The 23852-nt window shown below is 76.0% G+C and carries 23 protein-coding genes and 1 tRNA gene; 11 read left to right on the top strand and 13 right to left on the bottom strand.

From position 1 onward, the window contains the following. The first annotated feature begins 48 nt into the window (after window positions 1–48). The 5 genes from ACI781_RS08065 to ACI781_RS08085 all read left to right on the top strand — a co-directional run bounded on the left by ACI781_RS08065 (window position 49) and on the right by ACI781_RS08085 (window position 2521). A complete protein-coding gene (locus ACI781_RS08065) occupies window positions 49–627 on the top strand; it encodes an HdeD family acid-resistance protein (RefSeq protein WP_456565565.1) in 579 nt (192 codons plus the stop codon). Window positions 628–677: 50 nt separating this feature from the next. Further along, on the top strand, window positions 678–941 hold the full coding sequence (locus tag ACI781_RS08070; protein ID WP_456565566.1) for an SHOCT domain-containing protein: 264 nt from the start codon (window positions 678–680) through the stop codon (window positions 939–941). A 56-nt stretch (window positions 942–997) separates the two neighbouring features. Beyond that, on the top strand, window positions 998–1510 hold the full coding sequence (locus tag ACI781_RS08075; protein ID WP_456565567.1) for a DUF1269 domain-containing protein: 513 nt from the start codon (window positions 998–1000) through the stop codon (window positions 1508–1510). 96 nt (window positions 1511–1606) lie between these two features. Continuing rightward, the gene (locus tag ACI781_RS08080) at window positions 1607–2062 is read left to right on the top strand and encodes a hypothetical protein (RefSeq protein WP_456565568.1); all 456 of its coding nucleotides are present in this window, start codon (window positions 1607–1609) and stop codon (window positions 2060–2062) included. A gap of 108 nt (window positions 2063–2170) precedes the next feature. Next, complete coding sequence (locus ACI781_RS08085; protein WP_456565569.1) at window positions 2171–2521, top strand: hypothetical protein; 351 nt, start codon at window positions 2171–2173, stop codon at window positions 2519–2521. A gap of 8 nt (window positions 2522–2529) precedes the next feature. Here the strand turns inward: ACI781_RS08085 and ACI781_RS08090 are convergent, their stop codons facing one another. From ACI781_RS08090 to ACI781_RS08125, 8 genes are all read right to left on the bottom strand, one after another. After that, window positions 2530–3450 carry an MIP/aquaporin family protein gene (locus ACI781_RS08090; protein WP_456565570.1) on the bottom strand — a complete coding sequence of 307 codons (921 nt, stop codon included), beginning with the start codon at window positions 3448–3450 and terminating at the stop codon, window positions 2530–2532. A gap of 123 nt (window positions 3451–3573) precedes the next feature. Continuing rightward, complete coding sequence (locus ACI781_RS08095; protein ID WP_456565571.1) at window positions 3574–3813, bottom strand: hypothetical protein; 240 nt, start codon at window positions 3811–3813, stop codon at window positions 3574–3576. A gap of 16 nt (window positions 3814–3829) precedes the next feature. After that, a complete protein-coding gene (locus ACI781_RS08100; protein WP_456565572.1) occupies window positions 3830–4969 on the bottom strand; it encodes an anion permease in 1140 nt (379 codons plus the stop codon). A gap of 99 nt (window positions 4970–5068) precedes the next feature. Continuing rightward, window positions 5069–6466, bottom strand: coding sequence for a chloride channel protein (locus ACI781_RS08105; RefSeq protein ID WP_456565573.1), 1398 nt, complete (start codon window positions 6464–6466; stop codon window positions 5069–5071). Between the two features lie 114 nt (window positions 6467–6580). After that, entirely contained in the window at window positions 6581–7489 is a 909-nt protein-coding gene (locus ACI781_RS08110; protein WP_456565574.1) for an ABC transporter permease, read from the bottom strand. After that, on the bottom strand, window positions 7479–8291 hold the full coding sequence (locus ACI781_RS08115; protein ID WP_456565575.1) for an ABC transporter ATP-binding protein: 813 nt from the start codon (window positions 8289–8291) through the stop codon (window positions 7479–7481). Before ACI781_RS08115 ends, ACI781_RS08110 begins: the two co-directional genes overlap by 11 nt. Window positions 8292–8314: 23 nt before the next feature. Beyond that, a complete protein-coding gene (locus ACI781_RS08120; RefSeq protein ID WP_456565576.1) occupies window positions 8315–9406 on the bottom strand; it encodes an ABC transporter substrate-binding protein in 1092 nt (363 codons plus the stop codon). 269 nt (window positions 9407–9675) lie between these two features. Next, window positions 9676–10281, bottom strand: coding sequence for a dihydrofolate reductase family protein (locus ACI781_RS08125; RefSeq protein WP_456565577.1), 606 nt, complete (start codon window positions 10279–10281; stop codon window positions 9676–9678). Between the two features lie 323 nt (window positions 10282–10604). Here ACI781_RS08125 and ACI781_RS08130 point away from each other — a divergent pair, with 323 nt between their 5' ends. Genes ACI781_RS08130 through ACI781_RS08140 form a run of 3 tightly spaced genes read left to right on the top strand, consistent with a single transcriptional unit; the run spans window position 10605 to window position 13931 of the window. After that, window positions 10605–11873, top strand: coding sequence for an arginine deiminase (locus ACI781_RS08130; protein WP_456565578.1), 1269 nt, complete (start codon window positions 10605–10607; stop codon window positions 11871–11873). A 14-nt stretch (window positions 11874–11887) separates the two neighbouring features. After that, on the top strand, window positions 11888–13372 hold the full coding sequence (locus ACI781_RS08135; protein WP_456565579.1) for a basic amino acid/polyamine antiporter: 1485 nt from the start codon (window positions 11888–11890) through the stop codon (window positions 13370–13372). A 13-nt stretch (window positions 13373–13385) separates the two neighbouring features. Further along, complete coding sequence (locus ACI781_RS08140; RefSeq protein ID WP_456565580.1) at window positions 13386–13931, top strand: copper chaperone PCu(A)C; 546 nt, start codon at window positions 13386–13388, stop codon at window positions 13929–13931. Between the two features lie 80 nt (window positions 13932–14011). Here ACI781_RS08140 and ACI781_RS08145 read toward each other — a convergent pair. Next, window positions 14012–14085 (bottom strand) — tRNA-Ile (locus ACI781_RS08145). A gap of 115 nt (window positions 14086–14200) precedes the next feature. On the opposite strand from ACI781_RS08145, the gene ACI781_RS08150 reads away from it, so the two are divergent. Continuing rightward, window positions 14201–14902, top strand: a complete 702-nt coding sequence (locus ACI781_RS08150) for a hemerythrin domain-containing protein (protein WP_456565581.1) — start codon at window positions 14201–14203, stop codon at window positions 14900–14902. A gap of 37 nt (window positions 14903–14939) precedes the next feature. Here the strand turns inward: ACI781_RS08150 and ACI781_RS08155 are convergent, their stop codons facing one another. Beyond that, window positions 14940–18245, bottom strand: coding sequence for a BTAD domain-containing putative transcriptional regulator (locus tag ACI781_RS08155; RefSeq protein WP_456565582.1), 3306 nt, complete (start codon window positions 18243–18245; stop codon window positions 14940–14942). 199 nt (window positions 18246–18444) lie between these two features. Here ACI781_RS08155 and ACI781_RS08160 point away from each other — a divergent pair, with 199 nt between their 5' ends. Then, complete coding sequence (locus tag ACI781_RS08160) at window positions 18445–19650, top strand: M23 family metallopeptidase (protein ID WP_456565583.1); 1206 nt, start codon at window positions 18445–18447, stop codon at window positions 19648–19650. 365 nt (window positions 19651–20015) lie between these two features. Next, the gene (locus ACI781_RS08165) at window positions 20016–20516 is read left to right on the top strand and encodes a DUF3145 domain-containing protein (RefSeq protein ID WP_456565584.1); all 501 of its coding nucleotides are present in this window, start codon (window positions 20016–20018) and stop codon (window positions 20514–20516) included. 236 nt (window positions 20517–20752) lie between these two features. Here the strand turns inward: ACI781_RS08165 and ACI781_RS08170 are convergent, their stop codons facing one another. The 3 genes from ACI781_RS08170 to ACI781_RS08180 all read right to left on the bottom strand — a co-directional run bounded on the left by ACI781_RS08170 (window position 20753) and on the right by ACI781_RS08180 (window position 23768). Next, a complete protein-coding gene (locus ACI781_RS08170) occupies window positions 20753–22165 on the bottom strand; it encodes an acyl-CoA carboxylase subunit beta (RefSeq protein ID WP_456565585.1) in 1413 nt (470 codons plus the stop codon). Between the two features lie 78 nt (window positions 22166–22243). Beyond that, window positions 22244–23479 (bottom strand): beta-ketoacyl-[acyl-carrier-protein] synthase family protein, encoded by a 1236-nt coding sequence (locus tag ACI781_RS08175; RefSeq protein ID WP_456565586.1) that lies wholly within the window; start codon window positions 23477–23479, stop codon window positions 22244–22246. Window positions 23480–23528: 49 nt separating this feature from the next. Beyond that, a complete protein-coding gene (locus ACI781_RS08180) occupies window positions 23529–23768 on the bottom strand; it encodes an acyl carrier protein (RefSeq protein ID WP_223220373.1) in 240 nt (79 codons plus the stop codon). Window positions 23769–23852: the final 84 nt, after the last annotated feature.

Raw genomic sequence — 23852 nt, forward strand, 5'->3', positions numbered from 1 at the left:
CGGCGGGAGGGTCGGCGCCGACCGATCGGTCCGCATGAAGGAGCCGGCATGACCGCGAACGTCTCGCGTCCCGCCGTGGGCGCGACGCCGAGCCGGCACGCCGGCGCCCGCACCGCGGTGGGCCTGCTCGGCCTCGTGGTCCTCGTGCTGGGCGTCGTCCTGCTGTTCCAGCCGGTGGCCGCGGCCCGCACCCTGGCCCTGCTGGTCGGGATGTCGTTCATCGCCGGTGGCCTGCTCGAGGTCGCCGTCGGCTCGGCGGGGAGCGGCGGGCGGCGGGGGAGCTCCGTCGTCCTCGGCGCCGTCCTCGTCGTCGGCGGGGTCCTGGCGATCGCCTGGCCCGGGGTCACGCTCTGGGCGCTGGCGCTCATCACGGGGCTGTCGCTGATCGTCCACGGCGCGGTGCGGGCCGGTCTCGCGGTCGTCGCTCGGCACGAGGTCCCCGGCTGGGGCTGGCTCGCGCTCGCCGGCGGGGTGAACGTGGTCCTCGGCGTCCTCGCGATCGCCTGGCCCCAGGCCACCGTCCTGGTCCTGTCGCTGGTCCTCGGCATCCAGATCGCCGTCTTCGGGCTGCTGCTGGTCCTCGCCGCGTTCTGGCACCCGACGGCCCGCGAGGCCGCCCTCGCCTGATCCCACCCCGCGGCGCCGCCCGGCGCCGCCCGACCCCCTCAGGAGTCGTCATGCCCCTGCTCCGCGGGATGGCCCGCACCGCCGTCATCGCCGGCACGGCCACCGCCGTGTCCAACCGGGTGTCCCGTCGCCAGGGCAACCGCTGGGCGCACCAGGAGGCCCAGCAGCAGGCGCAGTACGCCGAGCCCGCCCCGGCCCGCACCGACACGAACACGAAGCTCGCGCAGCTGCGCGAGCTGGGGCAGCTGAAGGACTCCGGCGTGCTGGACGAGGCCGAGTTCGAGCTCCAGAAGAACCAGATCCTCAACTCCTGACCCCGCCCCAGACCCCGGACCGACCGGCTCCGGCGCCGCAACCCGAGGAGAGATCGATGGCCACGATGACCGTCTGGAAGTTCCCCACGCCCAACGGCGCGGCGATCGCCGAGGAGACGCTCAAGGACCTGCAGCGCAGAGAGCTGATCACCATCCACGACGCCGCCGTCGTGTCCTACCCCGAGGGCGCGAGGAAGCCGAAGACCCGGCAGCTCACCAGCCTCACCGGCGCCGGGGCCCTGGGCGGCGCGTTCTGGGGGATGCTCTTCGGGCTGATCTTCTTCGTGCCGCTGCTCGGCATGGCCGTCGGTGCGGGCATGGGCGCCCTGTTCGGCAGCATGACCGACGTCGGCATCGACGACTCGTTCATCAAGCGGATGCGCGAGGAGATCCAGCCGGGGACCTCGGCGCTGTTCGTGCTCTCCTCCGGCGCGGTCGTCGACCGGGTGCGGGAGGCCTTCGAGGGCCAGCACATGGTCCTGGTCGAGACCAACCTCAGCAACGAGGAGGAGAGCAAGCTGCGCGAGGTGTTCGCCGAGGACGAGCCGGCTCCCACGACCGCCGGCTGACACCGCCACCGGCCGACACCGCCACCGGCGGACCGGGGCCCGCTGCGGCAGCGGCCGGCCCCGGTGCCCGCCCGGTGCGGGGGAGGGGGAGAGGGGATGGTCCCCGTCCTGGCGGTCGTCGGCGCGGCCCTGGTGGCCGCGGCGACGACCGTCGTCCTGATGGTCTGGGGGCGCCTGCGGTACGCCCGCCGGTTGCCGTCCTTCCGCTGCCGGGTCGGCTCCGCCGGCCCGCCCGGCTCCCGCCGCTGGTCGCGGCGGCTGACCCGTGCCGCGTGGGCCGGGGACGTGCTGCTGATCCGCTCCGGGCTGCTTCGGCTGTGGCTGACCCCGGTGCCCGCGGGCGTCGCCGAGGACTCGACGGTCCGCCGGCTGCAGCCCGACGAGGTGCGCGGCCTGGGCCTGCACCCGGTGGTGCTGCGCATCTGCGGGCCGGACGGCCGGCCCTGGGAGGTCGCCGTCGCCCGGCAGGACGCCGACCGCCTGATCGGCCCGTTCCTGACCACCGCCCTGTCCGGCCTGCCGCGGGCGCCCCGGGAGCGCGGCGCGCCCTGACGGCGGGCGTCGCACGGGGCGTGCATGCGGACGGGCGCGACGGGTACCGGACGTCCGTCACGCCCAGGCCTCGAGCGTGCCGCCGGCGCCGTGCGAGGAGAGGGCGACGTGCCAGGGAAGAAGGACGACGGGCGGGCCGCGGCGATCGCCGCGGAGCTGGAGCCCGACGAGTGGCGAGGGCTCACCGGCCCGATGCTCGCCCGCCGCGCGGTGGGCGCGGTCGACCACGACGGCGTGCTGCGCCTGGTGGCCGCGGTGCCGGGGACACAGGTCGGGCCGTTGCACCCGGTGGAGGCCGCCGAGCGGGGCGACCCGCGGGTCGACGCGCTGGTGCAGGTCCTGGAGACCCGGCGCTGGCGCTCGTCGTCGCTGCACCGGCTGTGCGCCGACCTGGTGCTGGCCCTCGACGCCTGGGCGGTCGGCCGGCTCTCCGCCGGACGCGGTCCCGGCGACGGCTGACCCGCCCGTCAGGGCGCGGTGCCGTCCGGCGGCACCGCCGGTGACGCCGCCGGCGGGGTGGCGGGCGGTGCCGTGCGGCCGGCGTCGCGCTCGGGCAGCCAGTCCTCGCCCAGCGTGCCCTGGGCCGCGTCCCGGCCGCTGTGGCCGCCGCCGGTCCCGCGGAGCACGAACGCGAACGCCACCGCGATGATGGCGCCGACGAGCGGGCCGAGCAGGTAGGCCCACCACGACGTCCAGTCCGTCAGGACGAGGGCCGGGCCGAGCGACCGGGCGGGGTTCATCGACGCGCCGCTGACCGGCGACCCCCACAGCCCGGCGAGCGCGATGTAGCTGCCGACGCCGAGGGCGGCGATCGGCCCCAGCTGCTGGGCGCCGGAGGAGACCCCGAGGATCGTGCTGACCAGGCCCGCCGTGAGGACGATCTCCCACAGCATCGCCGTGGTGGTCGAGATGCCGGGGCCGGGCAGGGTCAGGCCGGCGTCCCCCTGCTCCCCGATCAGGCCCCGCAGCAGCAGGGTGGCCAGGACGGCGCCCAACAGCTGCGCGACGACGTACGCGGGCACCCGGCGCCACGGGAAGTCGCCCCGCAGCGCGAACGCCACGCTCACCGCGGGGTTCAGGTGGGCGCCCGAGACCGCGCCCATGAAGAGGATGATCGCCGCGACCATGAGCGCGGGGGAGACCACGAGCGCGCCGTAGGGCACGGCGGAGCCGCCGAAGCGCGCGTTCACCATGCCCCCGCCGACGGCGACGAGCACCAGCAGGAAGGTGCCGAACAGCTCGGAGAACAGGCGCCGCCCCTCGTAGCGGCCGTCCCAGAAGTCGAACTCGTGCAGCACCGAGTTCGGCGTGCCCAGCGAGCGCATGAGCCTCCGGCGTTGCGCGTCGGCGCTCCTGGTCGCGATGTCGGGCGTGGTGTCGTGCGCCATGGCCAACCTCCGGACGTCGGCATCGGGCCGGACCCCGGCACTGTGGACCGGCGCGTGCCGCGGCACCCCACCCCGGGCGGATGAGGGCCGCCGCGCCGGGCCCGCGCCGTGCCGCGGTCCCGCTCAGCTGACGATGAGGTAGAGGCCGTACCCGACGACCAGCCCGGCGGCGAGCAGGCAGAGCGCGGCGACGGCCGTGCCGACGGCGGTGTGCCCGCCGTCGGCACCCACCGCGCCGGGGGCCCGCCGCGCGGGGCGGCCGGACCAGCCGACGAGCGCCAGCGCGACGAGCAGCACGACGGTGAGCGCGGCGGCGGCCGCGACGACCACGATCTCGGCGAGGGTGCCCCAGTCGACGTGCACGGCGGTCCCCTCCCGCTCAGGCGGCCATGTCGGGAACCGTGGCGGCCGGCGCCGGGCCCGGGACGTGGGTGACGTTCGCCGCGCTGACCCCGTCGCTGCGGGAGGCGGCGTAGATGCCCGCCGCGAGCGCGATCGCGACCACCGCGACGACGACGACCCCCGCCGTGCCGGTGGCGGCGCACCACGAGGCGCCGGCGCCGACGAGCGCGGCCGAGGGCAGGGTGAAGGCCCAGGCCAGCGCGATCCGGCCGGCCACCCCCCAGTGCACGACCGCGAGCCGCCGCCCCGCCCCGGCGCCGAAGATCGAGCCGGTGCAGACCTGGGTGGTCGACAGCGGCAGTCCCAGGTGGGTGGAGGCGAGGATCACCGCGGTGCTCGTCGTCTCCGCGCTGAACCCCTGGGGAGGCTCGATGTCGCTCACCCGCGTGCCGAGGGTGCGGATGATCCGCCAGCCGCCCATGTAGGTGCCGGCCCCGATGGCCAGCCCCGCCGAGACGACCACCCAGGTCGGCGGGCCCGAGCCGGGGGCCAGGCTGCCCCCGGTGATGAGGGCCAGCGTGATCACGCCCATGGTCTTCTGCGCGTCGTTGGTGCCGTGCGCCAGCGCCAGCATGGAGGAGGAGATCCGCTGCCCGGCGCGGAAGCCCGGGGTCACCCGGCCGGGCTCGACCGGGGCGGTCAGCCGGTAGGCCAGGAACGTCGCCGTCAGGGCGATGAGCGCGGCGATCACCGGCGCGAGGACGGCGGGGAGCACGATCTTGTTGAGCACCGCGTCGAAGTCGATCGCCCCGGCCCCGCCGGCCACCCAGACGGCGCCGATCAGCCCGCCGAACAGGGCGTGCGAGGAGCTGGACGGCAGCCCGAGGTACCAGGTCACCAGGTTCCACAGGATCGCGCCGACCAGGCCCGCGAAGATCACGACCGGGTCGATGAGCGAGTCGTCGACCAGGCCGCCGGAGATGGTCCGTGCCACCTCGACCGACAGGAAGGCCCCGAGGACGTTCAGGCAGGCCGCGACCACGACGGCGGTGCGCGGCCGGAACGCGCCGGTCGCGATCGCCGTGGCCATCGCGTTCGCGGTGTCGTGGAAGCCGTTGGTGAAGTCGAACAGCAGCGCCGTCAGCACGACCACCACGACGATCAGCGATGCGTCCATGGACCGTGCCTCCGATCCGTCGGCGGGGCCGGCCGGGTGGGGGCCGACGGGGCGCCGCTGGTGATCGCTGCAGGGTGGTGGCCCGCCGGCGGGGCGGCATCATCCGTCCGGGACGACCGCGCCGGTCCGCGGGGGATCGGCCGCCGGCGCGGCGTGCGGCGCCGGCGCGCCCGCCCTCCCCGCTCGGCGGGCCAGGGCCACGAGCAGCCCGGAGCCGGAGACGGCGAGGTGGGCGGTGACGACCGCGACGGCCACGGGCGCGAGCTGCAGCGCCCCGATCTGCGTGGTGAGGCCGGCCAGGAGGATCAGCGTGAACGGGGCCGCGATCAGCGCGCCGAGGATGGCGGCGAACATGGTCGCGAAGGCGAGCCCGGCCGGGATCCCCGGGATCAGCAGGTGGGTGACCGTCCCGGCGGTGCCGCCGATGAACAGCATCACCAGGATCGGGCCGCCGATGAAGCCGGTGGCCTGGCAGAGCGCGAAGACCAGGATCTTCGCGAGCAGGACCGCGATGAGCAGGCCGGCCCCGAGCGCGGCGCCGTCGTGGATCACGGTCGTGAGCTGGTCGGTGCCGGTGAACATGGTGAGCGGCAGCGCGACGGCGACCAGCCCGAACGCGATCCCCCCGAGCGTGGCGCGCAGGACGGTCCGCGCCGCGAGCGGCGCCAGGAGCTTCCGCACGAGCCCGGTGACGGCCATGGTGAGCAGCGCCAGGACCCCGGCGGCCAGGCCGAGGGGGACGGCGGCGGCCAGCTGCCAGTCCTCGTACTCGAAGGACGGCAGGGAGTAGAGCCCGAGGAAGGTGCTCCCCGCGACGGGGAAGTAGACGGCGAAGGCCACCGTCGACGACACCAGGGCCGCGACGAGGGCGGTGGTGGGACGCGCGCGCCTCGGGCGGCCGATCTCGACCACGATGGCCGTCGCCAGGATCGGGGACGACAGCAGGCCGCCGTACGCCGCGGACATCCCGCTCAGCGCGTTCGTCGCGCTGGTGCTCTCGTCGAGGTGCCGCCGCGCGGAGATCCAGGTCCCGAAGCCGCCGCCCATCTTGCCCAGCGCGTCCTCGGGTCCGAGGCTCGCGCCGCCGATCAGGGACACCAGCGAGACGGCGACCGCCTTCGGCACCGTCGACGGCTCGACCCGCTCGTCGTGGAGCTCGTCCAGGACGCCGGGCAGCCGGGGTGGGAGCCGGGAGAGACGCCGCAGCAGGCCGACGAGCAGCCCGGCGCCCGCCGTCACGCCCACCCACCAGAGGCTGCCGGAGAACCAGTCCGGGTGGTCGGGCAGCGTGAACCACAGGTCCGACCCGCCGTCGACGGCGCCCAGGAACAGCAGGCTCACGACGGCCAGCAGGACCCCGGACGCGACCGCGAGACCGATGCTCGTCCAGAACCCCGGGGACCGGTCCGGTGCCCCGGGCGCGGGGTCACCGCCGTGCACGCCGGGGGGACCGGCCGGAGGGGCGGTGCCCCGGCCGGTCTCCGCCCGGGCGCTCATGCCCCACGGTCGGTGCGCCCGGGCGGCGCCCGCATCGTCTGGTCAGGGTGATCCGGACGGCACGCCGGGGCGGGTCGGGGGACCGCTCACGGAGCGGGGGTGCCGCGCCCGGCCTCAGCGCCCCGTCAGGCCCCGGCGCGTCAGCACGCGCCGCTCCAGCGGGGCGAAGACGAGCAGCTCGATCGCGATGCCGACGGCGAGGATCAGCGCGATCGCGGTGATCACCAGCGACATCTGGGACAGCTCGCGGCCGAGGTTGAGCAGCTGCCCCAGCCCCTGGCCGAGCTGGGGCGCGTAGGTGATCAGCTCGGCGGCCATCAGCGACCGCCACGCGAACGCCCAGCCCTGCCGCAACCCGCCGAGGTAGCCGGGCAGCGCGGCCGGCAGCAGGACGTGCCGCGTCCGCCCGAGGGCCGACAGCCCCAGCACCCGGCCGACCCGGTCGAACAGCGGCGGGACCTGCCGCATCCCGCCGAGCAGCCCGTTGGCGATCGAGGGGACGGCGCCCAGCAGGACCACCGTGTAGATCGCGGCGTCGGTGAGTCCGAACCAGATGATCGCCGCCGGCACCCAGGCGACCGAGGGCAGGCTCTGCAGCCCGCTGACGATCGGCCCGATCCCGGCGCGCAGCCAGCGGCTCCACCACATGGCCAGGCCCAGCAGCGTGCCGATGACGACGGACAGGCCGAAGCCGACGGCACCCCGGCTCACGCTCGTCCAGATCGCCTCGAGCGCCCGGCCGTCGGTCACCGAGTTCCAGAACACCTCGGCGACGTCGGCGGGGGAGGGCAGTGCGTACGACGGCTTGATCCCGGCCGAGTACGCCAGCTGCCAGGCCCCGACCAGGGCGGCCAGGAAGACCACCGGCGGGAGGACCGAGCGCACGAAGCGCTTCGCCGGGCCCGGGCCGGGCGGCAGCGTCGCCGCGGTGTCGAGCGCGTCCAGCCCGGCCTCCAGGGCGCGGGTGCGCTCGTGGGACCCGCCGGCCGGCCGGCCCCCGGGCGCCTGCGTGCTAGTTGCCATGGCGGCTGATCTCCCGGTGCAGTTCGGCGGTGATCTCCGTGGCCAGCTCGCCGACCCCCGGCGACTCGATGGTCCGCGGCTGGGGCAGGTCGACCGGCCACTCCCGGACGACCCGGCCGGGCCGCGAGCCCATCAGCACCACCCGCGTCCCCAGCCGCACCGCCTCGCGGACGTTGTGCGTCACGAAGACGACGGACAGCTGCTGCTGGGCCCAGATGCGCGCCAGCTCCAGGTGGAGGACGTCGCGGGTGATGGCGTCCAGCGCGGCGAACGGCTCGTCCATCAGCAGCACCGAGCTGTCCTGGGCCAGCGCCCGGGCGAGGGCGACCCGCTGGCGCATGCCGCCCGAGAGCTCGTGCACCCGCTTCCCCCGGTGCTCGGCCAGGTTGACCAGCGACAGCAGCCGGGCGGCCTCCGTCCGTCGCGCGGCCCGTCCCACGCCCCGCGCCCGCAGGGCCAGCTCGACGTTGCCGCTCGCGGTCAGCCAGGGCAGCAGGGCCGGCTCCTGGAACATCAGCGCCGGCCGGCGGGCGCTGACCGCCACCTCGCCCGCGGTGGGCTCGATCAGCCCGGCGAGCAGGGTGAGCAGCGTGGACTTGCCGCACCCGGAGGCGCCCACGAGGCAGACGAACTCCCCGGGCGCCACGGTGAGGTCCACGCCGTCGAGCACCGGCGGGCGGCCGCGCTCGAAGACCTTGGAGACCCCGGTCACCCGCACCGCGGCGGGCCGGGAGGGGGCGGGCCTGCCGGGCCCCCCGGGGGTTCTCCGGGGGGCCTCGGCGGTCGTCGGTTCAGCGGTCACGGTGGCGCTCCCTGGTGGGCGGGTCAGGCCTGGCCCAGGCCGCCGGCGTCGACCGGCTCGAGGCCGAGGCCGGTGAGGACGGCGTTCAGCGGGCGCAGGTCGTAGATGCCGTCGATGTCGACGAGCTCCTGGGTGGTGCCGGCGTCGAAGCCGTGCTGCGCGGACTCCTGGAGGGTGGCGGCGAGCGGGTCCCAGGTGACGGTCAGGTTGCCCCACGCCCGGTCGAGGACCGCCGCGTCGAGCGCGGAGCTGCCGGCGTCCTCGAGCCCGGCGTTGACGGCGGCCTTCGCGGCGGCCGGGTCGTCGGTGGCCTCCTGGACCGCCGCCACGTGACCGCGCAGCAGCGCCTCGACGGTCTCCGGGTGCTCCTCGAGGTAGTCCGTGCGGACGATCAGGTTCGTGGTCACGAACTGTCCGTCCGGCCACAGGTCGCGCTCGTCGACGAGGACCTGCGCACCGGCCTCGAGCACCAGCCGCGAGGCCCACGGCTCGGGCAGCCACGCACCGTCGAGCTCCCCGGAGCGGAACAGCGCCAGGGTGTCGGCGTTCGCGGTCGGGGCGATCGTGACGTCCCCGCCGCCGTCGATGCTGTTCTCCAGGCCCTGGTCGGTGAGCCAGGTGCGCAGGGCGACGTCCTGGGTGTTGCCCAGCTGCGGGGTGGCCAGGGTCGTGCCGCGGAGGTCCTCGGGCGAGTCGATGCCGTCGCGGACGACCAGCTGGGCGCCGCCGGACGCGGCGCCGGAGACGATCCGGACGGCCTCGCCGTCGCTCTGGCCGTAGGCGTTGATCGCGGGGCTGGGGCCGATGTAGGCGGCGTCGAGGGCGCCGGCGAAGACGGCCTCGACGACGTCCGGTCCGGCGTTGAACACCTGGGTGGTCAGCTCCGTGTCGCCGAGCTCGTCGGCGATCAGGCCCTCCTGGACGCCGATCAGCGCCGCGGCGTGGGTGACGTTGGCGAAGTAGCCCAGGCGCAGCTCGGCGGCGGGGCCGGAGCTGCCCGGGTCGGCCGAGCCGCTGGAGTCGTTGGAGTCGTCGCCGCAGGCCGCGAGGGCGAGCGCGAGGGGCACGAGGGCCAGCAGTGCGGTGGTGCGGCGGGTCCTGCGGGAGGTGGTCATGGGTCCTCGTCTGGATGGAGGCGCACGCCGACGACGCAGGGGGTACGGGCGCGCGTCGTCGGACCGCGCGCCCGGGATGGGTCAGGGAGCGGCGGCGTCAGGCCGCCGTACAGAGGGTGCTGCTCAGCCGACCGTGGTCGACGTGGCGGCAGGCCACCAGCAGAGGGAGGGGAGGCATGCGCGCAGGTTAGTGCACCAAGTCCACCGGGTCACTAGGGTATGGCGCGCGGTCGACCCGCGCACCCCGGCCGGGGCTGGACCCGCGGCGGTCAGTCGCCGGCGCCGAGCGGCGGGTGCTCGAGCACCCGCGGCCGGTACTCGGTCATCTGGATGCGGCCGTCGAAGAGGCGGTGGTCGACGACGTCGAGGGCGACGTCCGGGTAGCCGTCGTAGATCCGCTCCTCGCCCGTCACGCCGGTGATCACCGGGAACACCCCGACCCGGAAGCGGTCGACGAGACCGGCGCGCAGCAGTGACCGGCACAGGCTGAGGCTGCCGATCGTGGCGAGGACCCCCGGGCCCTGCTCCTTCAGCGCGCGGACCGCCGCGACGGCGTCACCGCGGACGAGGGTGCTGTTCGCCCAGGTCAGCGGCTCCTCGAGCGTGGAGGAGAACACCACCTTCGGCGCCCGCGTCAGGTCGTCGACCGACGCCTCCTCCTCGGGCCGGAACTCGTCCTGGCCATCCGGGACCGCGCCGGCGGCGAAGCCCGACATCAGCCGGTAGGTGGTCGCGCCCATGAGGTGGGTGACGGGGGGCTGCTCGCCGAGCCAGGCGAGGTACTCCGGCCCCTCCAACCCCCAGAACCCGGGCCAGCCCCTCCCCGAGGCGCAGCCGTCGAGCGAGGTGATGAGGTCGACGAGCAGCTCGGCCATGGCGGTGTCCCTTCGTCCGTCGTCCCGAGGTCCGACCGGCCGCGGGCACCGAACTCATCGGCCCGCGCGCATCCCCGGGGGACAGGTACGACCGGAGCCACCGGGGGACGCCGCCGGCGACGGCGCCCGCCCCGCTGCGTGCGGCGGACATCGGGAACCCTGCCGTGCTCGAACCGCGTGACCGGGGTCGTGCCCTCTCCTATGCTCTGCCCGGTCGTGACGTCGTCGACGCCAGCAGCGCTCGCCACGGACACGGGTCCCACGACGAGTGCTCGGCCGGCGCGTCGCGCCGACCGGTGACCTGCGTCCGCCAGGAGGGTGCCGTGAGCACCACGACCGTCGCTCCCACGCCCGCCACGTCGGCTTCCCCCGGGGTGCACTCCGAGGTCGGGGTGCTGCGCAAGGTCCTGGTCTGCGCCCCCGGCCTGGCGCACTCCCGGCTGACGCCCCGGAACTGCGACGACCTGCTCTTCGACGACGTCCTGTGGGTGGACAACGCCCGCCGGGACCACGCCGACTTCGTCGCCGGGATGCGTGACCGCGGGGTCGAGGTCCTGGAGCTGCACGACCTGCTGACCGAGACCATGGCGGTCCCCGGGGCCAAGGACTGGCTGCTGGACCGCAAGGTCACCGCCGACCAGGTCGGCCTCGGCCTGGTCGACCCGACGCGTGCCTTCCTGGAGTCGCTGGACGACCGGCGGCTGGCCGAGTTCCTCGTCGGCGGGCTGGCGACGGTCGACCTGCCCGGGGACTACCGGCCCGGCTACGTCGCCCTGGCCCGCGAGTCGACCGGCGTCCGCGAGTACCTGATGCCGCCGCTGCCCAACACGCTCTACACGAGGGACACCACCTGCTGGGTGTACGGCGGGGTGACCCTCAACCCGCTGTACTGGCCGGCGCGGCACGACGAGACCCTGCTGTACAAGGCGGTCTACGCCTTCCACCCGGACTTCGCCGGGTCGACGGTCTGGTGGGGCGACCCCGAGCGGGACCACGGCATGGCCACCCTGGAGGGCGGCGACGTCATGCCGATCGGCAACGGAGCCGTCGCCATCGGCATGAGCGAGCGCACCTCCCGGCAGGCCATCACCCAGTTCGCCGCCGCCCTGTTCGAGCACGGCGCGGCCAGCCGGGTGGTGGTGGCCGGCATGCCGAAGCTGCGCGCGGCGATGCACCTGGACACGGTGTTCACCTTCGCCGACCGCGACGTCGCCACCGCCTACCGCGAGATCGTCGACGGCATCCACACCTTCAGCCTGCGGCCCGGCGACAGGGAGCCGGTCGAGGTGACCGAGGAGAAGGCGTCCTTCCCCGACGTCGTCGCCGACGCGCTCGGCCTGACCGAGCTGCGGGTGCTGGACACCGGCGGGGACGCCTACGCCAACGAGCGCCAGCAGTGGGACAGCGGCAACAACGTCGTCGCCGTCGAGCCCGGGGTGGTGTTCGCCTACGACCGCAACACCCACACCAACGCGGTGCTCCGCGAGGCCGGCATCGAGGTGATCACCATCGTCGGCGCGGAGCTGGGCCGGGGGCGGGGTGGCGGCCACTGCATGACCTGCCCGATCGTCCGCGACCCCGTCACGTCCTGAGGCCGGGGCCGACGATGGTCGACACGATCCCCCCGCAGCGGGTCGCCGACGCCCCGGCCGACCGGGCCGCGGCCGCGGCGCCGGGGAAGATGAGCCTGCCCACCCTCACCGGCATGGTCGTGGGCAGCATGGTCGGCGCGGGTGTGTTCTCGCTGCCGGCGCGGTTCGGCGTCGCCACCGGCGTCCTCGGCTCGCTGATCGCCTGGGCGATCGCGGGCACCGGCATGCTGATGCTCGCCTTCGTCTTCCAGAACCTGGCCATCCGCAAGCCCGAGCTGGACTCCGGGGTGTTCATCTACGCCAAGGCCGGCTTCGGCGACTACGTCGGGTTCAACTCCGCGATCGGCTTCTGGGCCAGCGCGGTCGCCGGCAACACCTTCTACTGGGTCTTCATCAGCGCCACCCTCGGCGGCTTCGCCGGGGTCTTCGGCGACGGGGACACCGTGCTGGCCGTCGCGGTCTCCACCGTCGGCGTCTGGTTCTTCCACGCCCTGATCGCGCGCGGGGTCCGGGACGCCGCGGTGATCAACCGGATCGTCACCGTCTTCAAGATCCTGCCGATCCTGACCTTCATCGTCGTGCTGTTCGTGTCGTTCGACGCCGGGGTCTTCGCCGACAACTGGATCGCCACCGGTTACGGCGACCTCGGCTCGCTCGACGAGCAGGTCCGCAACACGATGATCATCACGACGTTCGTGTTCATCGGGATCGAGGGCGCCAGCGTCTACTCGCGCTACGCGAAGCGGCGCGCGGACGTCGGCCGCGCCACCGTCCTGGGCTTCCTGAGCGTGCTGTCGATCTTCGCCCTCGTGACGCTGTCCAGCTACGCCGTGCTGGCCCAGCCGGAGCTCGCCGCGACCCGGCAGCCCTCGATGATCGGCGTGTTCGAGTCCGTGGTCGGTGAGTGGGGGAGCTGGTTCATCAGCGCGGCCGTCGTCGTCTCGGTGCTGGGGGCCTACCTGGCCTGGACGCTGATGGCCGCCGAGGTCATGTACATCCCGGCCCGCAACGAGGACTTCCCGGCGTTCCTCGGCCGGGAGAACGACAAGGGCACGCAGATCACTGCCCTCGTCGTCACCTCGCTGGCGGTCCAGGGCCTGCTGGCCGCGACGCTGGTCCTGACCGACGCGCTGAACTTCATGCTCGACCTGAGCACCAGCCTGGCGCTGATCCCGTACCTGCTCGCGGCCGCGTACGCGCTGAAACTCTGCCTGACCGGAGAGTCCTACGAGGGCGTCCCGGCGCGGACGCGGCGCCGGGAGGCGATCGTCGCGGGGGTCGCCACCGCGTACACGCTCTTCCTCTTCGAGGCCGCCGGCCTCGAGTTCCTGCTGCTCGCGACGGTGCTCCTCGCGCCGGCGACGCTGCTCTACGTGAAGGCGCGCAGCGAGCGGGGCCGCCGGCTGTTCAGTCCCGTGGAGATGGTGCTCTGCGGCGTGATCGTGGCTGCCGGGATCACCGGCGTCGTCGGCCTGTCGACCGGCTTCATCGCCCTCTGACCGGGAGGTCGGCATGCACCGCACCAGAGTCGTCGGCACGCTCCTGCTCGCCCTGCTGGTGGTCGCCGGCTGCGCTGTCGGGCAGACGGGCTCCCCGGACCTGGACCGGGCCCGGATCGGGCTCGACAGCGTGGACGGGCGGGTCGGCCCGCTCCGGTTGCTCAGCGTGTCCGTCGCCTCCCCCGGGACGCGCGGCAGCCTGCGCGTCGCCGGGGACAGCGCCGCGCTGCTGCTGACGATCGCGAACGACGGCGAGGAGGACGACGTGCTCACCGGGGTGACGACCGACGTCGCCGACGAGGTGGTCCTCCGGGACGGCGACCGGGACGACGACGAGTCGACCGCGAGCGGGGAGGTCTCCGTGCCGCCCGGCGAGGTCGCGGTGCTCCGCGAGGTGTCGGGACCGCACCTGGAGCTGGCCGGGCTGCACGAGGTCCTGCGCAGCGGCTTCAGCGTCCCGGTCACCTTCGACTTCCGCGGCGCCGGCACGGTGACCCTCCAGGTCCCCGTCCGCACCTACACCGACGTCCGCCCGGACAGGTTCAGCACGACGAGGTGACGCCCCGCCGACCGGTGCCGGACCTCGGCCCGGGGAGGTCGGAGCGCCGCCTCGCCGGGTGGATCCGCGATCGTGACCGGTGGGGCGGGTGGGGCTCGAACCCACGACCCAGGGATTATGAGTCCCATGCTCTGACCGGCTGAGCTACCGCCCCGGGCGCCGGCGCGCGGCCGTCGCGCGGACAGCCTGCCACGGCGGTGGGCGGGCCCGGTGCGGAGGGCAAGTCGGCGACAAGCCCGTGACAAGGGCCCGGCGGGACGGTCCCCGGCATGACAGCCACCACCGCCCTGCCCTTCCCCGTGACCCCGCGCCGCACCCCGGACGAGCCGGAGGCCGACCTCTTCGGCTTCGCGCTCGTGCACCGCTCGCTGCGGTCGGGCTGCCGGCTGCTCGCCGACGCCCTCACCTCGGTCGCCGCCGGCGCCGCGTGCGACGAGGCCCGCCGCCGGGCGATCGTCGCCTTCGCCGGCCACATGCTGCACGAGGTGCACGTCCACCACTCGCGCGAGGACGACGTGCTGTGGCCGGTGATCGCGGCGTCCGCGGGCGCCCACGTCGACCTCGCCCCGCTCACCGACGACCACGTCGCCCTGCAGTCGGTCCTCGACCGGTCCGAGCGCCTGCTGGGCGACTTCGCCGCCCGGGGCCCGGCCGCGGCCGGACCGCTCGCGGCCGTGCTCACCGAGCTCGCCGACTCCCTCGACGAGCACATCGAGGAGGAGGAGCGCGACGTCTTCCCCGTCGTCCGCCGCTACGTCTCCGCCGGCGACTTCACCCGGGTGGAGACCCGCTTCCGCAAGGGCACCAGCCTCCGGCACATGGTGTTCGTGCTGCCGTGGGTCGTCGACTCCTGCCGCACGCCGGAGGAGCGCGCCCGGCTGCTCGGCTCGGCGCCGGCTCCGCTGCGGCTGCTGCTCCGCGTCGTCCACACCCGCTGGGTGCGCCGCCGGGACCTGGTCCGCGGTCCGTGACCGGCGTCCGGGACGGCGACGTCGTCGGGGCGGCGGCTCAGTCCAGGGCCCGGCGCGCCGCGGCCGCCCAGCCGGGGTGGCCGAGGCGCTCGGCGAGGGCGACCGCCTGCTGCCGGTACGCCGCGGCCGCCGCGTCGTCCCCGCGGTGGGCGGCCAGGCGGGCCAGCAGCGTCGCCGTCGGGCCGGCGGTCACCGAGCCGCTCTCGATCCCGCAGAGGGTGTCGGCGTACGGGGCCAGCCCGGCCAGCGCCTCGGCCACCCGCCCGTCGTCGCCGATGCCCAGCCCCACCAGGCCGCGGTTGTAGAGGAACAGCGGCCCGAACGGGTCCCGGCCGTAGCGCGGGCGCGGGGGGCCGACCTGCCGCGCCTCCTCGACCCGGCCGGCCACCACCAGCGTCGCCGCCCACATCTCCCGGAGGTCGTCGGGCGCCGCGGAGGAGACCGCCGACACCCGCTCGGGGATCCCCGGGTCCGGGACGCCCGCGGCCAGCGCGAGGCAGAACGCGCCGATCACCCGGAACGACTCGCCCACGTCGCGGTACCAGCCGGCGGCCACCAGCGCCTCGACCGCCTCGTCGTAGGCCTCCTGCGCCTGCGCCGGCCGGTCGGCCAGCAGGTGCCGCAGCCCGCGGTAGGCGTGCGCGATGCCCTGCAGCAGCCGCAGGCCGTGGCTGCCCGCCAGCCGCTCGGCCTCGGCGGCCTGCACGTCCGCGTCGGTGAAGTCCATCCGGCCGCACGCGTCCTGCAGCAGCACCAGCCGGGCGACCGTCTCGAACGCCCCGAGTCCCTCCCGGCGGGCCAGCTCCAGCAGCTCGGCGCCGATGGCGGCGCGCTCGCCGCCGTCGGAGTCGCGGTGGGTGTGGATCGCCCGCGCCGACAGGGCGTGCGCGAGCGTGCTCGGGTCGCCGGCCGCCCGCGCGATGCGCACCGCCTCCCGCGACGCCGCCGGGCCGCGCGGTTCGTGCCGCTCCTCGAACTCGGTCGCCAGCGCGGCCAGGAGCTGGGCCCGCAGCGGGTCGGCCGAGGGGAGGGCGTCGATCGTCGTCTCCAGCCGGGCCACCACGGCGTCGTCCACCGGGTCCACCCGGGCGTTCCAGAAGGTGGGGACGTCGGAGCAGAGCAGCACTCGCGCGACCTCGCGCGGGTCGGCGTCGTCGGGCAGCAGGCCCAGCGCCTCGGCCCGCAGGGCCCGGGCCGGGCCGCTCGCGCCGGCCAGCGCGGTGGCCCGGGCCTGGGCGGCGAGCAGCCGCGCGGTGCCGGGGGAGTCCTCCGCCGGCAGCGAGCGGGCGGCGAGCACCGCCCGCCGCCACCACCGCGCGGCGTCGGCGTGCGCGAACCGGCGTTCGGCCAGCCCGGCCGCCGCCCGGCACCACCGCAGCGCCGCGGCCGCCGAGCCCGGGCCCGCGGCCGACGTGTGGTGGGCCAGCCCGGTGACGTCGCCGGGGCGCACCCGCTCCAGGACGGCGGCGACGCGACCGTGCAGCCGCGTGCGGCGCAGCGACGACAGGTCCTCGTAGAGCGTGTCGCGCACCAGCGCGTGCACGAACCGCAGCCGCCCCGGCCCGGGCTCGACCAGCAGCCCGCTGACCAGCGCCGTCTCCAGCGCGTCGATCGCGGCCTCCTCGTCGGTGGCGCCCCCGTCGGCGGCGGCCAGCAGCACGTCGACCTCGACGTCGCGCCCGCAGACGGCCGCCAGGCGCAGCAGCGACGCCGTCGTCCCCGGCAGGGTGCCGACGCGCTGGCGGACGACGTCGCGCACCGTGCTCGGCACCTCCGCGACGTCGGCACCCGAGTCGACCAGCCGCAGCAGCTCGCGGACGTAGAAGGGGTTGCCGTCGGTGCGCTCGGCGATCGCCGCCCGCGTCGCGGCGTCGACCGGGCCCAGCGCCCACCCGTCCACGAGGCGGTCCACCCCGGCGGCGTCCAGGCCGCGCAGCCGCAGCGACACCGGCGACCGGCGGGCCAGCCCGGCCAGGACGTCGGTGAGCCGGCCGGTCTCCTCGACGCGGTGCCCCACGACCACCAGCGCCGGCGCTCCCGACAGCGCGCCCACCAGGTCGGTCAGCAGCGCCGCGGTCTCCTGGTCGGCGCGGTGCAGGTCGTCGACGACCAGGAGCAGGGGCGCGCGCCCGGCGACGGCGGCCAGCCAGCGGCCGACGGCCTGGTGCAGCCGGAAGCGGTTGCCCGCGGCGTCGCCGTGCCGCTCGGCGGTGGTGCCGTCGGCCAGCAGCGGCGCCAGGGGAGCGGCGTCGTCGGGCGGCGCGACGGCGGCCAGCGCACCCAGCGCCTCGGTCCACGGCCAGGCGGGGGGAGCGCCGTCGCTCTCCGGGCAGCGGACGCCGACCGCCGTCCACCCCTCGCCGGCCAGCCGGGCGCTCAGGTCCTCCAGCAGCGTGGTCTTGCCGCTGCCGGCCTCGCCGGACACGACGGCGACGCGCAGCTCCCCGCGGGCGGCCTCCCGCGCGGCCTGCAGCAGGGCCGCCCGCTCCCGGTCGCGGCCGACGAGCGCCTCGGCCCGGCCGGGCGACGGCTCGGGCGCCGGCCGGCCGACCGCGGGTGCCGGCAGCCGCACCGGGTCCAGGGACGGCGCCTGCGCCAGCACGTCGGCCTCCAGGGCGCGCAGCGCCGGGCCGGGGTCGGTGCCGAGCTCCTCGGCCAGCCGCGCCCGCGCCTCGCGCAGGGCCGCCAGCGCGTCACCCTGGCGCCCCGCCCGGTACAGCCCCAGCGCGAGCAGCCGCCAGCCCTCCTCGCGCAGCGGGTGCTCGGCGACGTGCGCGCGCAGCCCGAGGAGCGGGTCCCGCCCGGACGGGACGGCCAGCGCCGCCGCGGCGCGCCGCTCGACGGCGATCAGCCGCAGCTCCTCCAGCCGCGCGGCCTCCGGCCGCGCCCACGGCTCGTCGGCGTAGTCGGCGTAGGGCGGTCCCTGCCACAGCTCCAGCGCGGCGCCGTAGCGCTCGCCGGCCGCCGCCGGGTCGCTGCCCACCAGCCGGTCGCCCTCGTCCAGCAGCCGGACGGCGACGGCGGCGTCGACCGAGTCCGCGTCGGGGCGCAGCGCGTAGCCCGGCGGGGAGGTGACCAGCACCCGGGCGGCGGTGCGCGGCGGCCGGTCGGGCTCCAGGGTGCGCCGCAGGTGGCTCACGTGCGCCTGCAGGGAGCTCATCGCGCTGGGCGGGGTCTCGGCGTGCCACAGGTCGGCGATCAGCACCTCGACCGGCACCACCCGGCCGGCGGCGACCAGCAGCCGCGCCAGCACCGATCGCTGCCGCCAGCCGCCCAGCTCCAGCGGGACGCCGTCCCGGGTGGCGCCCACGGACCCCAGGACGCGGAAGGAGAGCTGGCCCATCGCGGCCCGAGCATAGGTGCCGCCGGCGACCCGCACCGCTCACCCGTCCGGGCAAGGAGGCGCGCCGGAGGTGTTACCCGACCGTGACCGCGGCGGTGCGTCCCCCGTACCGTCGTCCCCGGCCCTGCCGGGCCGCGCCCCGCCCCCGGGGACCCAGCACCCCCGGCCCGCTCGACCCCCGAGAACGGAGCGCCCCAGCGTGGCGAGACCGCACCACCCTGCCCGACCGCGCCGCGGCGGGCTGCGCGCCGTCCTGCTCGCCGGCGTGGCCGCGCTGACCGTCGTCGGCCTGCCGGCCGCCCCCGCGCTGGCCGACACCGCGGACGACGTCGCCGCGGCGCAGGCGGCCCAGGACGCGGCCGCCGAGCAGGTCGCCGCCGTCTCCGCCGAGGTCCGGGCCGCCGAGGAGCAGCTGCAGCGGATGACCGTGGAGGCCGAGGCGGCCGCGGACGCGGCCCTGGTGGCGCAGGCCGAGCTGGCCGCCGCCCAGGCCGCCGCCGACGAGGCGGCCGCCCGGCTCGACGCGGCGCGGGCCGCCGTCGCCGAGGCGCAGGACGAGGTGGCCGACGTCGGCCGGGAGGCCTACATGGGCGCCGGCGACGTCTACGGCGGGGCCGCGGTGCTGCTGGACTCGGCCGGTCCGGAGGACCTGCTGCAGCGCGCCGCGACCCTCGAGCTCCTGGGTGACCAGCGCGCCGCGGTGCTCCGGGCGCACGAGGACGTCGAGCTGGCGCAGACCCGGGCCGACGCCGAGGCGCGCGCCGCGGTCGCCGAGCGCGACCGGGCCCGGGTGGCCGCCGACGCCGCCTCCGAGGCCGCCGCGCAGCACGTCACCGGCGCGCAGGGCGAGCTGGACGCCCTCGCCGCCCGCCGGGCCGAGCTCGACGCGCAGTTGCACGCGGCCAACGTCGAGTTCCTGCGCCTGCAGGGCGTGGCCGACGCCGAGGCCGCCTACGCCGCCCAGGTGGCCGCCGCGGGCGCCAGCACCGTGTCGGCCGCCCCGGGTGCCGTCGCACCGGCCACCGGGCGGATCAGCTCTTGCTACGGCAGCCGGTGGGGTGCCATGCACTACGGCGTCGACATCGCCGCGCCGATCGGCACCCCGGTGTACGCGCCGGCGGGTGGCGTCGTCCTGCAGGCCGGGCCGGCGAGCGGCTTCGGGCTGGCCGTCTACGTGCAGCACCCCGACGGCTCGATCACCGTCTACGGCCACGTGAACCAGTTCTTCGTCGCGGCCGGGGACGTCGTCGCCGCGGGGCAGCGGATCGCCGAGGTGGGCAACCGGGGCCAGTCGACCGGCCCGCACCTGCACTTCGAGGTCCACCGGGGCGGGCTGTACGCCAGTCGGGTCGACCCCGTGCCGTGGCTGTCGGCGCTCGGGGTGTCCCTGGGCGGCGCCTGCTAGCCGGTCGCCGTCCCGGGACCACCGGATCGATCACCGAGCGTGACGGCTCAGCCGGGCGTGCTGCCTCGGCGTGTCGGCGTGCTGACACGCCGTGTCGGTGGCACCTTGGGCGTGCGGAGTCGCGCGGGGAGCCGGTGGACTCCGCCGTGGAGGGCGTGGTATGGCCGCTGACCTGCGACGAGTGCGCAATCCGGTCACGAACAGTCACATGTGACCCAACCTCCCCACCCGGGCTGGCGCGACCGGGGGCCCGTCGTGCACACTGGACGAGGAAGCCCTGAGTCGCCGCTTCACGAACACAGCCAGTCACCGAGTCGATCGTCCGTTGGGGAAGACGAGACCGATCGAGTCGATGGAGGTGCCCCGTGCAGCGACGGTCTACCCAGGGTGTCGTCTTCGTGCACGCGTGCCCGAAGGCGCTCTGCCAGCACGTCGAGTGGGCGCTCGAGCGCGTCGTCGGCGCGCCGGTCTCCCTGTCGTGGGCCGACCAGCCCGCGGCACACGGTTCCTACCGTGCCGAGGTCGCCTGGACGGGTGCCCCCGGCACCGGAGCCAAGCTGGTCGCCGCGCTGCGCGCGTGGCCGATGCTGCGCTTCGAGGTGACCGAGGAGGCCAGCCACGGCAACGACGGCGAGCGCATGTCCTACGTGCCCGGGCACGGGGTCTTCCGCGCGCCGACGAGCGCCAACGGCGACCTGATCGTCACCGAGCAGCAGCTGCGCCACCTGGCGGCCACGGCGACCTCCGCCGAGGCCTTCCGCCACGGTGTCGACCAGCTCCTCGGGGCCGCGTGGGACGCCGACCTCGAGGTCTACCGGCACGCCGGCGACGGCAGCCCGATCACCTGGCTGCACCAGGTCGTGTAGCCGGTCACGATCCGGTCGCGACGGCGTGAGGTCACCGGCCCCGCCGTCGTAGGCTCGGCACAGACCGTTCGGGCGTCGTCGGGGAAGCGGCGCCCGGACGGTCTTCGTGCGTCCGCGCCCTCCCGCTGCGCCCACGTCCCGCCGCGATCATGGTCTCGTTGCCGTCGACACGCGCCGACGCGCCGTCGGGAGCGGCAACTCGCCCATGATCGCGGGGGAGGGCCCGCCGACCCGGGTTACAGCGGGATGTTGCCGTGCGCGCCGCGCCCGGGGCGGGCCTCGGCCAGCGCCCGCACCAGCCGCCGCCGGGTCTGCGCCGGCTCCACGACCTCGTCGACGACGCCGATCTCCAGCGCGCGGTTCACCCCGCCGGCGATCCGCTCGTGCTCGGCGGCCAGCTCGGCGTGCAGGGCCTCGCGCTCGGCCGGGGGCACCGCCGCCAGCTTCTTGCGGTGCAGGATGCCGACCGCGGCCTTCGCGCCCATGACGGCGACCTCGGCTCCCGGCCAGGCGTACACCGCGGTGGCGCCCAGCGAGCGGGAGTTCATGGCGATGTAGGCCCCGCCGTAGGACTTGCGGGTCACCAGGGTCACGCGGGGGACGACGGCCTCGGCGAAGGCGTGCAGCAGCTTCGCGCCGCGGCGCACGACGCCGTCCCACTCCTGGCCGACGCCGGGCAGGTAGCCGGGGACGTCGACCAGCACGACCAGCGGCAGCCCGAAGGCGTCGCACATCCGCACGAAGCGGGCGGCCTTCTCCGCCGACGCGGAGTCCAGGCACCCGCCCAGCCGCAGCGGGTTGTTGGCGATCACGCCGACGCTGCGCCCGGCCAGCCGGCCCAGCACGGTCACCACGTTCGGGGCCCAGCGGGGGTGCAGCTCCAGCCCCGGCTCGTCGAGCACCGCGGTGACCACGGGCTTGACGTCGTAGGCGCGCTGCTTCTGCTCGGGCAGGAGGGCGGCGAGGTCGACGTCGGGGGCGTCCTCGGCGGGGGCGAAGGCGCCCGGGCGCGCCAGCAGGTCGACGGCCTGGCGGGCCGTGGCCAGCGCCGCCGGCTCGGTGTCGGTGACCACGTGGACGACGCCGCTGCGCCGACCGTGGGTGTCCGGGCCGCCGAGCGTCTCCTGGTCGACGTCCTCGCCGGTGACCGAGCGGACGACGTCCGGACCGGTCACGAACACCCGGCCCGCCGGACCCATGATCACCAGGTCGGTGAGCGCGGGGCCGTAGGCGGCGCCACCGGCGGCCGGGCCCAGCACCACGGAGATCTGCGGCACCCGGCCGGAGGCGCGCACCATCGCGGCGAACACCTCGCCGACGGCGTGCAGAGCTGTGACGCCCTCGGCCAGGCGCGCGCCGCCGGAGTGCCAGATCCCGACGACCGGCACGCGCTCGCGCAGCGCGGTGTCGATGGCGTCGACGATGTGCCGGCAGCCGTCGAGCCCCATCGCGCCGCCCATGACGGTCGCGTCGGTGCAGAAGGCGATCGCGGGCGTCCCGGCGACCGTGCCGCGCGCGGCCAGGGCGCCGGAGGTGTCGCGGGCGGCGAGCAGGCTCATCGACCCCTCGTCGAAGAACCGCTGCAGGCGGTCCTCGGGGTCGCGGGGATCGGGGACGGTCGGGGTGGGAGCGGCGGAGAGCGTCGTCACGGGATCCCCCTGGTGAGTGGATGGAACGGCCCGGTCGCGGCGGCCCGCCGCGGACGCGGCGGGCCGGCGACGGTCCGTCTACGTGGTGAAGACCAGCGCGATGTTGTGGCCGCCGAAGCCGAAGCTGTCGTTGACGGCGGCGGAGAAGGTGGCGCGCCGGGGCTCGCGGCGCACGATGTCGAGCGCCTGCACCGCCTCGTCGTCGTCGGGGTCGTCGAGATTGGCCGTCGCCGGCACCACCTGGTCGCGCAGCGCCAGGATGGTGAAGACCGACTCGAGGGCACCGGCGGCCCCGAGCAGGTGGCCGGTCTGGCTCTTGGTGGCCGTCACCAGGACGTGCTCGCCGAGGGCGCCGCGGATGGCCGCGGCCTCCGCGGTGTCCCCGACGGGGGTCGAGGTGGCGTGGGCGTTGACGTGCCCGACGTCGCCGGCGGACAGGCCGGCGTCGCGCAGCGCGGCGGCGATGGCGCGGCCGGCGCCCTCGCCCTCGGGGTGCGGGGCGACGAGGTCGTAGCCGTCGGCGGTGGCGCCGGCCCCGGCGAGCCGGGCGTGGATCGTGGCGCCGCGGGCGCGGGCGGCCGACCCGCGCTCGAGCACGAGGGCGGCGGCGCCCTCGCCGAGCACGAAGCCGTCGCGGCCCTTGTCGAACGGGCGGGAGGCGCGCTCGGGCTCGTCGTTGCGGGTCGACATCGCCCGCATCGCGGCGAAGCCGGCCATCGGCAGCGGGTGGACGCAGGCCTCGGCGCCGCCGACGAGGACGACGTCGGCCCGGTCGAAGCGGAGCAGGTCCAGGCCCCAGCGGATGGCCTCGGCGCCCGAGGCGCAGGCGCTGACCGGGGCGTGCACGCCGGCGCGGGCGCCGATCGCGAGGCCCACCGCGGCCGCCGGCCCGTTGGGCATGAGCATCGGGATGGTGAAGGGGGAGACCCGCTTGGGGCCCTTCTCCTCCAGGACGTCGTCCTGGCCGAGCAGGGTCAGCGCCCCGCCGATGCCGGTGCCGAAGACGACGGCGACCCGCTCGGGGTCGACACCCGCGTCGGCCGCGCCGGAGGAGCGCCACGCCTCCTCGGCCGCGACGACGGCGACCTGCTGGCTGCGGTCGAGGCGGCGGGCGCGGACGCGCTCGAGCCGCTCGGCCGGGTCCTCGGCCAGGCGGGCGACGAGCTGGGCCGGGAACTCGGTGACCCAGTCGTCGGTGATGCGGCTGATCCCCGACCGCCCGGCCAGCAGCGCGTCCCAGGTGCTGGCGACGTCGCCACCGAGCGGCGTCGTGGCGCCGAGTCCGGTGACGACGACGTCGTCGGTGGTGCTCATGGACGGTTCCTCCCTGGGAGCGTGCGGGTCGGGCGGCCGGGGGACCGGCTCAGCCTCGGTTGGCGGTGATGTAGTTGATGGCGTCGCCGACGGTCTTGATGTTGGCGAGCTCGTCGTCGGGGATGGCGACGCCGAACTTGTTCTCGACCTCGGTCGCGATCTCGACCATCGACAGCGAGTCGACGTCGAGGTCCTCCGTGAACGACTTCTCGGGGGTGGCGTCGGCGGGGGCGACCCCGGCGACCTCCTCCAGGATCTCGGCCAGACCAGCCTGGATGTCCTCGCTCACGCTGAGGTCCTCTCTCTCGTTCGTGCGTCGGCGTGCGGGTCCGCGTCGCCGGCCCGGGGTGTCCGGGGGTCAGTGGGTGCCGGT

The organism is Blastococcus sp. SYSU D00695, from assembly GCF_054050555.1.

What these genes read in the sequence shown, in the direction of transcription:
- ACI781_RS08120 (WP_456565576.1), bottom strand. Translation starts at nt 9,406, where the DNA reads ATGACCACCTCCCGCAGGACCCGCCGCACCACCGCACTGCTGGCCCTC.
- ACI781_RS08105 (WP_456565573.1), bottom strand. Translation starts at nt 6,466, where the DNA reads ATGAGCGCCCGGGCGGAGACCGGCCGGGGCACCGCCCCTCCGGCCGGT.
- ACI781_RS08070 (WP_456565566.1), top strand. Translation starts at nt 678, where the DNA reads ATGCCCCTGCTCCGCGGGATGGCCCGCACCGCCGTCATCGCCGGCACG.
- ACI781_RS08080 (WP_456565568.1), top strand. Translation starts at nt 1,607, where the DNA reads ATGGTCCCCGTCCTGGCGGTCGTCGGCGCGGCCCTGGTGGCCGCGGCG.
- ACI781_RS08065 (WP_456565565.1), top strand. Translation starts at nt 49, where the DNA reads ATGACCGCGAACGTCTCGCGTCCCGCCGTGGGCGCGACGCCGAGCCGG.
- ACI781_RS08175 (WP_456565586.1), bottom strand. Translation starts at nt 23,479, where the DNA reads ATGAGCACCACCGACGACGTCGTCGTCACCGGACTCGGCGCCACGACG.
- ACI781_RS08135 (WP_456565579.1), top strand. Translation starts at nt 11,888, where the DNA reads ATGGTCGACACGATCCCCCCGCAGCGGGTCGCCGACGCCCCGGCCGAC.
- ACI781_RS08155 (WP_456565582.1), bottom strand. Translation starts at nt 18,245, where the DNA reads ATGGGCCAGCTCTCCTTCCGCGTCCTGGGGTCCGTGGGCGCCACCCGG.
- ACI781_RS08090 (WP_456565570.1), bottom strand. Translation starts at nt 3,450, where the DNA reads ATGGCGCACGACACCACGCCCGACATCGCGACCAGGAGCGCCGACGCG.
- ACI781_RS08140 (WP_456565580.1), top strand. Translation starts at nt 13,386, where the DNA reads ATGCACCGCACCAGAGTCGTCGGCACGCTCCTGCTCGCCCTGCTGGTG.
- ACI781_RS08150 (WP_456565581.1), top strand. Translation starts at nt 14,201, where the DNA reads ATGACAGCCACCACCGCCCTGCCCTTCCCCGTGACCCCGCGCCGCACC.
- ACI781_RS08110 (WP_456565574.1), bottom strand. Translation starts at nt 7,489, where the DNA reads ATGGCAACTAGCACGCAGGCGCCCGGGGGCCGGCCGGCCGGCGGGTCC.
- ACI781_RS08125 (WP_456565577.1), bottom strand. Translation starts at nt 10,281, where the DNA reads ATGGCCGAGCTGCTCGTCGACCTCATCACCTCGCTCGACGGCTGCGCC.
- ACI781_RS08075 (WP_456565567.1), top strand. Translation starts at nt 998, where the DNA reads ATGGCCACGATGACCGTCTGGAAGTTCCCCACGCCCAACGGCGCGGCG.
- ACI781_RS08100 (WP_456565572.1), bottom strand. Translation starts at nt 4,969, where the DNA reads ATGGACGCATCGCTGATCGTCGTGGTGGTCGTGCTGACGGCGCTGCTG.